The 14,741-nt window shown below is 47.0% G+C and carries 12 protein-coding genes and 1 pseudogene; 4 read left to right on the plus strand and 9 right to left on the minus strand.

Annotated elements, in window-relative coordinates:
* Positions 1-2: 2 nt before the first annotated feature.
* The 4 genes and pseudogenes from F1728_RS19825 to F1728_RS19840 form a co-directional block, all read right to left on the minus strand.
* Positions 3-776 carry a hypothetical protein gene (locus F1728_RS19825; protein ID WP_155365520.1) on the minus strand — a complete coding sequence of 258 codons (774 nt, stop codon included), beginning with the start codon at positions 774-776 and terminating at the stop codon, positions 3-5.
* A 340-nt stretch (positions 777-1,116) separates the two neighbouring features.
* Positions 1,117-1,938 (minus strand): cytochrome c3 family protein, encoded by an 822-nt coding sequence (locus F1728_RS19830; protein WP_155365521.1) that lies wholly within the window; start codon positions 1,936-1,938, stop codon positions 1,117-1,119.
* A 94-nt stretch (positions 1,939-2,032) separates the two neighbouring features.
* Positions 2,033-3,079: an IS3 family transposase gene (locus F1728_RS19835; protein WP_155364858.1), complete on the minus strand. Its 1,047-nt coding sequence runs from the start codon at positions 3,077-3,079 to the stop codon at positions 2,033-2,035.
* A pseudogene (locus F1728_RS19840) lies at positions 2,995-3,231 on the minus strand (transposase); the annotation flags it as partial. The pseudogene F1728_RS19840 and the gene F1728_RS19835, both read right to left, overlap by 85 nt.
* Before the next feature lie 467 nt (positions 3,232-3,698).
* On the opposite strand from F1728_RS19840, the gene F1728_RS19845 reads away from it, so the two are divergent.
* The gene (locus F1728_RS19845) at positions 3,699-7,646 is read left to right on the plus strand and encodes a serine/threonine-protein kinase (protein ID WP_155365522.1); all 3,948 of its coding nucleotides are present in this window, start codon (positions 3,699-3,701) and stop codon (positions 7,644-7,646) included.
* A gap of 118 nt (positions 7,647-7,764) precedes the next feature.
* Here F1728_RS19845 and F1728_RS19850 read toward each other — a convergent pair whose 3' ends face one another.
* The 4 genes from F1728_RS19850 to F1728_RS19865 all read right to left on the minus strand — a co-directional run bounded on the left by F1728_RS19850 (position 7,765) and on the right by F1728_RS19865 (position 10,612).
* Positions 7,765-8,862, minus strand: a complete 1,098-nt coding sequence (locus F1728_RS19850; protein WP_155365523.1) for a hypothetical protein — start codon at positions 8,860-8,862, stop codon at positions 7,765-7,767.
* A gap of 68 nt (positions 8,863-8,930) precedes the next feature.
* Entirely contained in the window at positions 8,931-9,164 is a 234-nt protein-coding gene (locus tag F1728_RS19855) for a hypothetical protein (protein WP_155365524.1), read from the minus strand.
* A 171-nt stretch (positions 9,165-9,335) separates the two neighbouring features.
* Positions 9,336-9,896: a hypothetical protein gene (locus F1728_RS19860; RefSeq protein WP_155365525.1), complete on the minus strand. Its 561-nt coding sequence runs from the start codon at positions 9,894-9,896 to the stop codon at positions 9,336-9,338.
* 173 nt (positions 9,897-10,069) lie between these two features.
* The gene (locus F1728_RS19865) at positions 10,070-10,612 is read right to left on the minus strand and encodes a hypothetical protein (RefSeq protein ID WP_155365526.1); all 543 of its coding nucleotides are present in this window, start codon (positions 10,610-10,612) and stop codon (positions 10,070-10,072) included.
* Between the two features lie 498 nt (positions 10,613-11,110).
* Here F1728_RS19865 and F1728_RS19870 point away from each other — a divergent pair, with 498 nt between their 5' ends.
* Together F1728_RS19870 and F1728_RS19875 are read left to right on the plus strand one after the other, a co-directional pair.
* Positions 11,111-11,368 (plus strand): hypothetical protein, encoded by a 258-nt coding sequence (locus tag F1728_RS19870; RefSeq protein WP_155365527.1) that lies wholly within the window; start codon positions 11,111-11,113, stop codon positions 11,366-11,368.
* A gap of 78 nt (positions 11,369-11,446) precedes the next feature.
* The gene (locus tag F1728_RS19875; protein WP_155365528.1) at positions 11,447-11,923 is read left to right on the plus strand and encodes a hypothetical protein; all 477 of its coding nucleotides are present in this window, start codon (positions 11,447-11,449) and stop codon (positions 11,921-11,923) included.
* A 55-nt stretch (positions 11,924-11,978) separates the two neighbouring features.
* Here the strand turns inward: F1728_RS19875 and F1728_RS19880 are convergent, their stop codons facing one another.
* Positions 11,979-12,608: a sigma-70 family RNA polymerase sigma factor gene (locus F1728_RS19880; RefSeq protein ID WP_155365529.1), complete on the minus strand. Its 630-nt coding sequence runs from the start codon at positions 12,606-12,608 to the stop codon at positions 11,979-11,981.
* A gap of 320 nt (positions 12,609-12,928) precedes the next feature.
* On the opposite strand from F1728_RS19880, the gene F1728_RS19885 reads away from it, so the two are divergent.
* The gene (locus tag F1728_RS19885) at positions 12,929-14,641 is read left to right on the plus strand and encodes a hypothetical protein (protein WP_155365530.1); all 1,713 of its coding nucleotides are present in this window, start codon (positions 12,929-12,931) and stop codon (positions 14,639-14,641) included.
* Positions 14,642-14,741 lie beyond the last annotated feature (100 nt).

A 14,741-nucleotide genomic window follows, 5' to 3' on the forward strand; every position in this document is an offset into this window, starting at 1 on the left:
CTTCACTTGACCTCCATCATCTTCATCTCCAACTCCAGCATCTTCATCTCCATCATCTTTATCTTCATCTCCATTATTTTGAACTTCATCTTCATTAGCTGGCCGGTAGAACCGCTCATCTCGGCCTTACCTCCGCCCATGCCTTTTCCGTCTTGCCCCATCATGCCCATGCCCTTACGGCCGCCCATGCCTTTGCCGCCTTGCCCCATCATGCCCATGCCCTTACCACCACCCATGCCTTTTCCGTCTTGCCCCATCATACCCATGCCCTTACCACCACCCATGCCTTTTCCGTCTTGCCCCATCATACCCATGCCCTTGCCACCGCCCATGCCTTTTCCGTCTTGCCCCATCATACCCATGCCCTTGCCACCACCCATGCCTTTTCCGCCTTGCCCCATCATACCCATGCCCTTGCCACCACCCATGCCTTTTCCGCCTTGCCCCATCATGCCCATGCCCTTACCACCACCCATGCCTTTGCTCTTATCGCCACCCATACCTTGGCCGCTCGCAGCGCTGGCTCCCGCCGTATCGTTCCGTGTGCCCGCAGGGTCGCTCTGCGCGGGTGTGTCAGAGGCCATCCCGTTAGAGTTTTGTTTCAAGGCGGCCTCCAGCCGAGCAACCCTGCCCTGCAGTTCCACGAGCTGACTGGTCAAATTCGGTTCAAGATCCTGGGCGGTGGCCAGTGCGGGCCAAATCAAACCAAGGGCCAGCACCGATCCCAGTATGAACATCGTCAGACGTAAGGTCGATAAAGTTTTAAGATTTTGCATGGTATTCCCACTTTCTTAGAGGTTTGAGATTTAAATTCGAGTAAGTGGCATCAGGTCAGCTCCCGCAAATTCATAAATTATTACGGACTTCATTGAGTTTCGATGCGCGATCTAATTGATTTCTTCACGAGATCGAATATCTTTGTGGAATAAACGGCCCCAGTAACAGAACGTTTGACCATGTATGCAGACGCGTGACTGGCCCCATCTTGTCGCTGTTAGGGTCTATCATTGCTGGTGTCTCCATGCCCTTGGTATCCGCCGATACTGGTTGCTCCACGGGATAGGAACACTCGGTCACGGCGAAGGCCGGATCATTCCTTTATTGTAACGGAGCAGACTAATGATGCTTGTACCAGCCGACTCCCTTGATATCGTTCCATGAAGTCGTCTGGTGGCACTCGTAACACTCGTTGACCTTGGCGCTCGGCTGCCGAGCTACCTTGGCCGATATCTTATTGAAATGCATCATGTAATGGCTGGGCGGGGCCTGGTGGCATTGAGCACAATCGGTGGAGTTGGGCGAAGGATGCCGATACTCTGGGATCGTCCACTTCGCCGTTCCATGGCACTGCGCACAGTTTTGGCCGAACAGTTCGCGGTGCGGATCCTTTGTGGAGTGGCAGGTCGCACAATTCAAGACTGCTTCCTGCGGCGCGAGGCTCGAATGGCCTTTTAACCCGCGAACCGCGGGTTCGTGCCGGTCGATCCAGTTAAGCAGATCTTTCCGCACCTGGTTGTTGACACCGTCTGACAAGGGGTCCGCTTCCAGTTGACGGAAGCCGATCCTGGCAAGCGCGACGTGATCCATGTCGATCGGGTGCTGGCCGCTTCCCCGATGCTCACGGTGGCAATCCCGACAACTACCAACATTGGCATGAAACGCGGTCGGCCGGCGCTGCAGCAACGACTTGTTGTCGGCGTGGCAGGCGATGCACTTGCTGGCCTCAACACCCTTGACGGACGTGTGACAAGCCTCGCAGTTATGCTCCAGAAACGCGTGGGCCTCGGACAACGCACCGGGACTGGCCATACGCTGCCAAGACGTTTTGTTGAACACGTCGGAGGGTTGCTCGCCGGCATGACTGCCGAATAAGTAGGCTGCGGCGAACAACGCCACGAAAAGAAATAACGCGATCAATAGGGCATGTCGCATGCTCATGAGAACCACCTCAGTCCGAAATGAATGCCGGCCCAGATGTGTAGCCCGAGCAATACTGCGATAGCCCAGGACTGGCGGACTCCCGAAGAGTGAATTATGCGGCCAGTTGTTGAGCGTATATTCTCTCGAACTGGTCGGGACATTGATAGTTTAATGTTTGATGTAAACGTTTTGAATTGTAGAACGTCTCAATGTAGCGGAACACGCTCAGGCGTGCTTCTGTGAGATCGGCATACTTCTCATGTTTGGTCCACTCGTGTTTGAGTGACCAGAAAAATCGTTCCATCACGGCGTTATCGTAACAGCATCCGGTTCGGCTCATGGAGCATGTGATCCCGAGTGTCTTCAACGTCGTTTGATAGAGGTCGCTGGTGTACTGGCAGCCCCGATCACTATGGTGCAGCAACCGCTGGGTCTCGGGCCGCCGGGATTCGATAGCGTTTTTCAGAGCGGTACTGACCAGAGGTGTAGCGAGACTGTCCGCCATAGACCAGCCGACAACTTTGCGGCTGAAGAGATCCAGGACGACAGCCAGATAAACCCAGCCATTTTGAGTTGGCAGGTAGGTGATGTCGGTGACCCACTTTCGATTCGGAGCGTCCGCAGAAAAGTCCTGATTCAAGAGATTCGCTGCGGGACGTTTATCCGGATCGACGACAGTCGTGGTCGGTTTAAACTTTTTGGAAACCTTGCTTTTCAAGCCGATTTCACGCATCGCCAAGGCGACCGTGTTGCGGCAAGCCGTTTCTAAATTGTCATCCGCCTGCATGGCTTCAGCGATTTTATAACTGCCATAAATCTCGTTTGATTGCTCGTGAATTTCTTGTACCGTCTTGCGAATGCGTTCGCTACGCTGGGCCCGCGGACTGGGTACGGCTTTCAGCCATTTGTAAAAACCGCTTTTCGATACGCCGAGAACACGACACATGACAATTACCGGAAACAAGTCGCGATGTTGTTTGATCCAGGCGTACTTCACTGCGACTCCTTCGCAAAGAACGCCGTTGCTTTTTTTAACAACGCTCTTTCCATTTCGGCTTCGCGAAGCTGCTTCCGCAGCCGTCTGTTCTCTTCCTGAAGCTGTTGAAATGTGGCGTCTTCGCCGCACGCCTGGGGTTCGGGAGCGTACTTCTCGTACCATCCTCGCAGGCTGCTGGCACTCACGCCAACGGCTTGTGCAGCACGGTTGAATGAATAACCTTCAACGGCAACAAGATTGACCGCATCCCGCTTGAATTCTTCCGTAAACGATCGCCGGTGCTGTTTCCCTGACACTTTGAACTCCTTGCTCATGATTTCCTCCTAAGAAGATTCTGAAGTATTCTTCAGGAGTCCGCCAGTCCTGGGCTATCGCACCATAGAGTTTCACTTTGCCTGTATACCGTGTTTGGCCTTGCGCACCCTTCATAAAAATGTCTAAGTTGAGATGATTTCTCTAGATTATTCGTAATATCATTCTGGCAACGGTAAGTATTCCAACCACTGTCCATCTGAAGATCAAATCAGATAGCAAGAAAAGAGGGTGACATTCAAATTGATGACTCTCCCCGGTGATATTCCCAATCTGAATTGCGCATGCGGGGAAAGAGAAATTGAAAAGTATTTCACCGCAGATTGTGACACTGATCTTTCAAGACTCGTCTTTTTCTAATTGATATAAAATCTTCTGACGTGTTACTATTTTGCTTGTCCTGAAAACACAACCTCTGAAGTTCATTGTTGGTTGTTTACGCTGTCATTCAAGAAGATTGATAAATCTGATGACTGACTCCACGAAAACTTTCGATTACAGCGTGTGGCAGAGAATCGATAAACTGTGCGATCAATACGAGCAGTCTAAACGCTCGGGGAAAGATCCCCAGATTTCAGATTACCTGAAGCAGACGGATTCTACCGAAGAGCGGCAAGTACTGTTGCGGGAGCTTCTCGTTTTCGAACGTGAAATAAAGGTACACGATGAGAATTCTATCGCCGACCTGAAGCAGGATTATCTGAAACTATTTCCAGATGACAGTGCTTTGATCAAAGACGTATTCGAAACGTCTAATAGAAACTCGCTGGAGAACAGTGAGCCGAAGCAACAACAGTCTAAGCAGGGTCTGCTTTCAGCAGGGCAGACGATCGGGAATTATGAATTGCTAGAAGTGCTTGGACAGGGTGGCATGGGGGTCGTTTACAAGGCCAGGCACCAACTGCTGAAACGGGATGTAGCGCTGAAGGTGACTCGCTCGGGAAACCTTGCATCTCAGGAAGAAATTGAGAGGTTCCTGCTCGAGGCGCATACGGCCGGAAAAATCAATCATTCTGGAGTGGTTACCGTCCACGAAGTGGGCGTAGTCAGTGATCAATATTTTATCGCCATGAGCCTGGTAGATGGTCAGAGCCTGGCAGATATTGTTCATGAGGGACCCCTGGAAAACAGAAGGGTAGTCGATATCTGCGTGGAAATAGCAGATGCAATTTGTGCCATCCATGAGAATGGAATCATTCATCGTGATTTGAAACCGGCTAATGTTTTGATCGATCAGGAAGGGCATGCACATATCACCGATTTCGGACTTGCGCGCCTGGTGAAAAACGATTCGAATATTACAGCCACAGGCCAGATCCTGGGAACGCCGAGTTTCATGGCTCCTGAACAGGCTTCAGGTCGGACTCATGACATCGACGAGCGGACTGATGTTTATGCTATGGGAGCCGTTCTGTATTGTCTCTTAACAGGTCGCCCCCCTTTTCAAGCTGTCACTTTACCTGAAACACTGCGGCTGGTTCTGGAAAACCCTCCGATTCGCCCGAATTTACTTAACCCACAGGTTGATCGCGACCTCGAAACAATTTGCCTGAAATGTCTGGAAAAAAATCCTGATCAACGCTATCAGACTGCTGCTTATTTACTGAGTGATCTGCGGGCTTGTTCCGAGGGGCGACCAATCTCGGCACGTCCACTGAGTGCTACCGTGAAGACCTGGCGCTGGATCAAACGAAAGCCCGTCCAATCTGCCTTAATCGCGTCACTGTTGTTGTTGATTCTTTCTGTCGTGACAGTAATCAGTTTCCGTAATCGAATTCTCATCACGACTAAATTACAAAAGAATGCGGAAGAATTAGCCCAAAGCAACAAGAGACTGGCAGGGACACGCAAGTTCTACGGAGATGTTCAGAAAATCCAAAACGAGATGGCTACCCGCAAGCCTGGCTGGACCTGGAGATGTCGTGACTCCATAGAATCGTTAGATGTAATTGAAGACGCTGATCAGTCCGGGTACCTTCTCAGGACAGCTGCCCTGGCAGCTTCAGCAGCCTTCGATTTTAAACCATTGCGAAGCTTTCCAGTGCCCGGTAACAGAGTGCCTGGAGAAAACAAAGCTGCTGGATGTGTAAGTTTCAGCCCGGATGGTTCTTTACTGGCATTTGGAGAATTAATTAACGGTTTGGGCCCCTCTATTGCCATTTATTCATGTGAGGATTTTGATCAGCCTCCCAGAATTCTGGAATGGAGTACAATGCTTTCCTCACTGATGAAAGTATTGCAAAGTGAGAAGAAGCGATCAGACGGATTCCGGTCATTATCATTCAGTCCAGATAATCATTACCTTGCAGCCGGGACCCGATTTGGGAAAGTGATTGTATTCGATCTGACTCAATCAAATAAAAAACCTTTGGAACTTCAGGTACGAGATGGAGTCGAAATTACCAGAGTTGATTTTTCGAATGACGGACAACACCTCTATGCAGTGGGTAATCATAAAATAATCAAGGAATGGGAGTGTTTTGAGGAAAAAAGTTTCCAGGAGATGGATGTGATTGATATGTCTGTCAATCCATCACAAGATATGATTGTGTGGCACCAGCATGGAGAATTCCACCTTCGTACTCAACTCAGTGGAAAAGAAATATATTACCACCCCGAAGCAGACATTCGCCAGAGGTTACCCAATACTACTTTTCTTTCCCTGTCTCCTGATGGTAAAAGGCTGGCCGTAGCAGCGAGCGATCACTTTGTGTACGAAACCCGCAGCGGACGGCAAATGGGAAGACTGACCAAAACCAATTCAGAACGTCATTCGCGATTGAAAGGGTCTCCCGAATTCAGCCCCGATGGTTTTTATCTGGCACAAGCGCTGGAAGATCAGATCGTCTTCTGGGAATCTGATTCCGGTGCTCTCATACAAAAGCTTCCCATTCCCAATGCCTTAATTTCCTTTGATCCACTTGGAAGATACTTTGTTGCATCAGACGACTCCCAAGTCAGAGTGTACGAACTCAATCGTTACCAGCGGGTCTTAGTACATCAAATTTCAGATGGTGAATCTCCCGCAATTGCCATGGGAGCCAATTCAACTCTTGGTATCGGGCGATCAGTGTTTCATCATCATAACTGGGCGACGTTCGTGGAAGAATCCACGTCTGAGCACGGCGCAATACGCGATGAATATGCCGTCAATATTCAATCCAGATACACGCCATGGGTGGCGATGTCTCCCGATGGTAGACACTCAGTAATGTCAACCAGTTGCCTGGGAGCGATTGTTTCACAAAAAAACGGCAAAGGGTGGAAGAGAACATTCCTGCCACATCTTTTGGGACCGGCCATTCAGTTTGAAGCCTCTCCAGATCAAACAGCATCGTCCTCCCCTGATGGAACCCTTCCACAGAATGTTTTGACCGCAATCAATGTCAATCAACAATCGACTAAAGCATCTAAAACTGAGTTTGAGCTCCCGGTTAATCAGATTGGATCAGGCGTGAAATCAGTTTTCCCGGTTATTGAAGTAGTTTTATCAAATGATGAATCCAGAGGTGGCAAACTTGATTTTCGAAATCCACATTTTGGAGCGATCGAGGATTCTCTGATCGCAGGAAGATTCCTTTCAAGTAAATTTCCCAACCTGCTCTGTTTCAATATGAAAAAACGGGATGACCTTCATGCAATAGGGGAAATCTCTCTCTCTGGACTTACTCAGCAAGCATCTCCTCATACTAAGGTACGGAGCTTGTCGCTGGTGAAGTCTGCCACGGATGAAATTCGCCACTGGGATGAGACTCAACTGGGGCCTTTCTCCTATTCTCCAGATTCCCAGGTACTATGGGGAATCGTGAATGAGGAGAATCTATGGTCATGGGATTCAGAAACACTCAAGGTTCGGACAAAGTGGCCATCGTTAATGCAACACACTGTCCTGCTTGATATTGATGCCGGAAAGAAATGGGTCGCAACCTGTTCACGAAATGGTTCTGTTCAATTCAGCGATGTAGCGACGGGACAATATTCCCCCGATCTTGCCAGTGCGCTACGTCCTGGAAAAGCAATTCGAAATGTCAACTTGAGTTCTGACGAAACCTGGTGCCTCACCTCAGGCGACGCCGGGATCTTAGAACGAATCTCAGTCGAGTATGGGAATGTTCTACAAGTAATTCATCAACAGGACGATCCTTATACAGCTCAATGCCTTTCAGTTGATGACCGTCTGATTGTGACCGGCGATCAATCAGGAGTTTGTAGAATCTGGATTCTTCATGAAGGCAAATATCAGCCACTCGTTGAACTACCAAAATTCCGCGCTCCTGTTGCTGACCTGTGCTTAACTCCATCAGGAAGCCAACTTGCGATTACCGTCATGAATCAAAGTTGCATTTATTTATTGGACATCAATCATGTCATTGAAAATTTCCAGGCGATGAGACTTTTGAAGCATGAGCAAAAATAACTGATGGCTATACAACTGATTTCAGTATGTTCCAGACTTCGTGCTTGCTGTATCAGTTTGATGAAAATGATATTGAGCTGGTGTAGTCTTGTGAATATTAACATGTAGAAGTTGCTGGTTAATGAGTTCCTGCTGAACTGCCTTTCTTGAACCATCTGCCAGCAACATATCCAAACCAGCCAACAAGTGGAAAGTAGTACAACAGGTATGGAATATGTTCATCCTGTTTTCGAGATATCTCAGATTGAGAGCGCTTTGGGTTTGATCGGGTGGACACGGTGTCAAAGATGGGGGGCAAGCGTTGTGTAAGTGTGTCTGCAAATCTTTCGTGCTTTGACTGTGCATGTAAAAGATTATCCCAAATCAGATTCAAGTGGTTGGCATTACCATCAATAAAAGACAGTTGTTGTATATTCATCGGAATGCTCTTTTCTAAACTCGGGGATATTCCTCCTTGACAAGCTTCGATTACGATGGACGAGAAAGTCATGTCATACTTATCTCCCACATTGGATACAATCGAGAAAAACTCGCTTTTCGTTATTCCTGATCGATGTACCCAATCTGGTAAATTTGCTTCATCTACCTGGTGACTCGAAAGTGCTAAGACTTCATCCCTGTTTGTATTCTGATGTCGCACTGAAATGAGTGGTGTGAGAAATCGTTCTTTACTACCATGTGATTTTACCACGAAAATAAATTCATGATCGTCGGCACTAAATATTGTAGCGACTTTCTCTAATACCCGACGTAATATTGCAGATTGGCATAATGGGTTACTAGCATGTATATAGTTGTCGAAGCATGGTATAGCGAGACACATATTTCTAAACTGCGTGTCCCCAGCTCTATAAATAAGAAATCGCCCTTCTCTAGCCATGCGGTTCGTGATGATGACACCATTCAGCCTTCCATCCCTTCGCGGGAGTCGATGCTGAATGATATCTACTTCCAGATCAACGACGGCTGGAAATAAATGCATGTCGCGTTCGTATTGTCTGGAAAGTTCTATGAACTCATCTTCACCCGTCTCACGTAACCAGTTTATGATCGTCTCATAGTTTTTTTGTTCGTTTTCATTTGGGGCGGTTTCATTGGCATAGTAGATAAGTACCTCCTCGGGTCCATTCTGAGCGCCTCTAACATCAAATGGTAAGGACATGACCAATATGGTGATCATCATATAAAGCAATAGTTGGTGTCGTCGATTCGTCATGGCCATTAGCCTCGTTCGAAATAGCGGAAAAATGGGGGGCTATCTTTGATAGCCCCCCATTTAAAACTCTACAAAATATTGGCTCCCAGGCCTTTCTCCAGGCCTTTCTCCAGGCCTTTCTCCAGGCCTTTCTCCAGACCTTTCTCCAGACCTTTCTCCAGACCTTTCTCCAGACCTTTCTCCAGACCTTTCTCACTTATTGATGATAGTGGAGTCCTATTGCTCTTAACTTCTTGGATGGTACCAAGGCCTGCGATTGCCGCAGATAAAATTCCAGTAGCGACTGTCAACGAAATATTCATCTCATCATCCTTTTCAAGTTTTGGGGAACGAATTACAGGCTCAAAACAAAACCCTGCATTATTGTTAAAAGAGATTCGTCGAAAGACTTTTTGCTCAAAGCAATCCGTTTTAAAAACTAATTAGATTCATGTTGTAATTTAACGTTTCAAGGCCCCGTTGCCTTTTGATTTTCAATACAGGCTAACGGTATATCGAGTGAAATGGCGGCTCCCAAAGTCATACTTCTTATGGGGAGTATTCTTTCTGTCGATGGGATGGTAGAAACTGTTGGTGCCATCCCAGAATCTTCCGTTGTCATAGACGCTGACATAAAAGTTACGACTTGTAGCGTTGGCAGCATGAATCGTCTGTCCTGGATTGAGAGTCAGATATCCATTGTCCGACCAGAAATCAGCTTCATACCCACTGATCTTCTTGCTCAGATTGTTGTAAAAGTGGATGGATACTTTCAATCTCCGACTGGTTGCATTCCTGAGATAGATCCTCGTGTAATCTCTTCCCGGCTGAGGACGCAGTTGAGGAATCTTAATGGGTGTCAGCGGTGTCATGACATTTAAACGGTCTTGATCAATTCTTCTGTAATGCTCTCTTACTAATGAGTTTTTGTTTGTTGGGTCTACCTTTCTCAGTTCTTTTTTAAAATTGTTCATAGAGATCTGTGCCTGAAGATCACTAACACTTGAAGTAACAGCCACTGCCATCACAATAATCAATACGGTTTTATTACTCATTGGAATTCTCCCCACCTCATTTTTGGTTATTTTGAGTTAATCTTTCTCTCTGCGAAGAATGAATTCTGGATTTTTAAAGACGACTTCTACTTTGGGATGTAAAGGTCGATAACTGATTTGCACGAATTGACTCACTTTACCGGGAGCCTTTCGTAAATCAGACGAAATCGGTACTAGTTGATTGGAATCACAGCCCCGTTAAAAGGACCATTGCCGCCTCCCTGATTACCACCGGCATTGAAATTTCCATCCCAGTTCCCGCGAACCGGCCCCTGCTGGTTATTGACCAGGAACCCCCACTTCCCCGTAAATCGGGGCGTTCCATTACTGTCCTGGTAAAGTTCCCACCTAAACCAGCCCGTTGATCCCTGGAACTGCCACAGGCCTTTCACGAATTTGGTTTGTGACGGATTATTCACCCCGGATAAGGGACTGTTGGGACCCGGCATCGGGCTTCCTGGTGCAGGCATGGGAGTGTTTTGGCGATTTCCAATGGAGACTCTGACTTGTGTAAGTTGTCCATCGCCGAACTGCGTCTTATAGACTCCATTTCCAAATTGATCTCCGGGCATTTTAGATAGAATCACGAAAGCATTTACCTGGCCACCACCTGCTGAAAGATACTGCGAATTCCACTGTGAATTGAGTGGATCTGAAGCAAAGCAGGTCCCAGAAACACAAAAAGCAGCCATCAGAAAGAGCATCTTGGATTTCATCGTTAGACTCCATTGATTTTCATTGAAGATTATGTTTTTGCCTTGCCATTCACTGGCTAACACTCTTCAACCGTCAAGCTCTTTACATACCCGTTATCTTTTTGTGATTTTTTTATCGAAATCATCCAGGCCACTTCAGGGAGTCACTGCACACAAGCTTCCTGTCGTGAGTCTCTCTGCGATCGGGAAATGTGACTATGCCTGGATTTGAGCCTTCATCAGACCTGATTATCCATAAGCTTGCTATTCAGAAAGAATCCTGGAGAAGTTGCGATTGGACTGAAATTATTGAATTCCAGATGAAGGGTGCAGGATGATCTTGTCGGTATCATCAAAGCTGATGCGGTTATGGATGGTCAGCAGTTCGTATATCAGAATAGATACAAATATCAGTAAATCGATGGAGTTACGACAGTCAGAGATATACAGGCAATGGTTTGATTCTCATTGGTCCCATATTGGTAATGCTTACCGAAGTTTCATCAGAAAGGTGTAAACATGAACGATTCAAATATGGTTAGCCAGGCTGAACTAATCCTTCGAGGCAGCGCACCGCTCTTTTGGGTCATGAGTTGGCATGCTCTTCCAGATGGTGCTCCCAAAGGCAGAGTTGAGCGGATTCTTTTTTCAAATTCTGGGCAACTGAAAGACCTTGCACGGGGAGAAATACTGCACCAACTGTTAGAGGAACTTCCGAAGAATCCCGAATTACTGAAAAGTGTTTTGCAGCAGCACCGTTTAATGTCTCCGACTTAACTTTACCCGTTGATCTGATCCCCAGAATAATACCTGATTTTTACCCAGTTTCAGTTCACGACATTCAGAGAGGCAGAGATGAACAAGGAATGTTTTACGCCTGAAAGTTTGATGCAGATGAATTTTTTATACTGCGACAGTGAATTTGCAGCATTATACGAACAATGGTTTGATTCTCATTGGTCGCATATCGGTAATGCTGGTGTGTGGCAGGAGACCGGTCAGCTCAGCTTGAGATTTGGTCTGACTCTGGATGATGATATTAATCAGGCCGTTCGGGAATTGAATATTTTTTTGCCGTTGATTGATGAAATTACTGATGATTCCTTATCAGAACTGGGAAAGTTCAAATGTCTGAAAATCGACCACATTGCACCCGAGCGTGGATTATATTTTCTTGGGATCCAGGACGTAGGATTTTATATTATGAGAGTGGGGATCGGTACCCGTATCTCTGAGTATGAGGCACAGTTCACCGATCTTCTTGAGTGTGTCAATTATATCGCCAGGAACTTACCACGTAATGAGGGGAGCGATTCTGAGACCACATTTTAAGTGATCTGCGGCAGCTACAGATCTTAAAATCAGAGATACGCTGACATGCTTCTGTTTAAAACTCATCAGATTTGTTTTGGGAGTCCTCTAATCTCTGCATCCATCGCTTACGGACCATTCTCAATTTTCGTTCGACTGTACTGAGAGAAACTCCCAGCTTTTCGGCAATTTCCGTCTGTTCGTACCCTTCCAGACGCAACTGGATAAAGGGGCGGACATTCTCCCCCAGATCATTAATTGCCGCGGTTGATTCCTCTTCGATTAGAGCGATGAATTCAGGCGTCAGATCTTCACTGACAAACTGCTCAATTCCTGCTGTCTGATTTTCTTTACCTGGAATGTATCCAAAGACAGATTCACCGAAAACCATCCCGCCGCCTCTTTTCTGGCGTGTCTCATGGCGAATTCGGTCGACGGCTTTTTGTCGCGTCATTGCCAGCAGCAACCGCCATAATTCATCTCGGTTTTTGAGTTGATTAAATCGCCCCTCCCTGGCTCCTCGACATAGACTGTTGAAAACACTGACTGCGACATCTTCTTCATCATGAACGCGACGTGGTGAGTCTCCAAGTCGGTTATTCGCTGCCCGGACAATTTTATTGAAGTAACGCTCCCAGAGATACTCGGCAGCTGAATCTGAACCTTCTGCCAGATGGTTCATCCAGTTCGTAACGGAATCTTCCACAATAAAGCCCTTTAAACGAAGAGATATTTCTCAACTGATTGACTACCGTTCCCTCTTGGAAATTATTATGCCCCCTCAGAAATAATTCCAATGATAGATCTCGTATTTCACTCAACTTGTCCTGAATGAGCGAAATGCCCTACGAAAATAGTCTTTCTATTTGGCAGACAAAGACTTGAAAAATGGTGACGGGTTCAGGTCAAAAACAGCGGTGAATATCCAGTACAGTCTGTTTCTGGTTGAAACACTCATATTGGGAGAAAATGATGAGAACCAAAAGTACATTACTACCAACTTTGTTGAGCGTATCTTCATTGATCATGATTTTCGGGCCAACTGCCCCCTTGCAGGCACAGTATTATCAGCATGACGAACAGAGGCCTCGTCGCCCCCAGCAATCAGGAAATAATCATGGTAACAGTAACCTTGGGGGTATTATCAGCGGAATTGGTGCGATTATTGATGCCGCATCTCAAGAGAACGGGTATTACCCTGATTATGAATATGAATATGAATATGAATATCAGACTCCACAATACGAGCCCGTAAACCCGCAATTCAATCAGCCGCCTCCTCAACCTCAGGTCCCCCAAAATCCGATCCCGTCTGCCTCTGTTCCAGCGAATGTCGTACCCGTGCAGGTGGTGGCTCCTGCCAACTATTCGCTTAGATCACGGATTCCGACTTTACCACCAGCTGATCAGAGGCGAATTAAAAAACGTCTGGACCAGGTGATTGAGGACGACCTGAAAGAACTGAGTGAACTGAATCAGAAAATAACACAGGCAGCGCAGGGAGCAATCGATGCGAAACTGAAAGAATTGCCCAAGTCGGAACGGGATGCATTGAAGGCTGCAATGTCTCAGGGAAATACTAATGCAGTTCGTGATTTGCTGAACAAGTATCGCGATCCTGCTTCTGGAGCAATCAAATTTGGCAACACTGTGGTCCCTGATCCTGAGACGTTCATCTTTCAGTCTGAGATGATTTCAATAGAGAGTAATATTCAACAACTCAGGGCCAATGGAGGCTCATCCCGGGATTTGATGCAGGCGATTCAGGATATGAATAAAACAGTGTCTGATTACAATGCCTATGTTCAATCCCGTCCCGGTATCAGTCAGGCAACTGCACAGGGATTTGGTATGATCAAACAACAGTACGATTCCAGGCTGAATCAGTTACAGGCTTCACTCCAGTTATCTCAATGGTTTAACTCCTCATCCAGCAATAACGGTTTCGCTGGTAATTCAAATTCATTAAGTGGAATATTGAGTAATCTGTTGAGGTCTGGATCTGTTCCTGTGTTTTTCGATCCGCAGTTGGACGCCGGGCAATGCTATATGATGGGTCCTGGGATGGTCGCTGGTACGGGAGGAAAAGGAACTTATCGTGCTACTTCAGCTGCTCCCGCTGTCGCTATGGGAATTCCACTTGCATCTACTAAAACCGTCTCAGATGCCCGTGACGTCCCCGATAAACAGGAACTGGTTATCAAGAATCTTTCGACAAATGGAGGCACTGTAGGGTTTCTCCTCGCGGGGCAGACTCATTCTCTCCAGGCTGGAGAGCAGCAAACTTTTAACTCAGTTAATAAGTCCGTCATCCAGTTCAATCAGGGAAGCGGAAAGGGGAATGCCCGCTATACTCTGACAGCCGGAAATACTTACGAATTCGTTGTCGAAGGTGATGCCTGGAATTTAAGACAGCACACTTATTCTCTGACACTCGATAACTCCGCCAGCGCTCATGATTTCCATTATCTGCTGGATAATAAGGTTGAAACGGTTAAAGCGGGATCGACGCGTCACCATGAAAGCGACCGGCCGGTTGAAATCGTGTTCGACCGCGGAGATGGAGAGAAACAAAACAGGATTCTGGAGGGAGGGCTGGTTCGAGTCGGTATCGACTCTAAGCAGCGAGTGTGGTCTCTTTTCCCTGAGGAGACTGAATTCTCCGGAGGAAAATCTGATACAATTGTGACCTCAACCCCTGTTGAGCAGACAGAACTGGTTCCTCCTCCACGTGGTTGATTATGTACTGATCAGAATATCGGTTTGCCGTAAATAATTCTGCAAGTAAAGACTCGAAATTACTTTCGTACAAGTCGATCTGATTCAACAGGCCACCATC

This window comes from Gimesia benthica, from assembly GCF_009720525.1.
GTDB classification, from domain to species: Bacteria; Planctomycetota; Planctomycetia; order Planctomycetales; family Planctomycetaceae; genus Gimesia; species Gimesia benthica.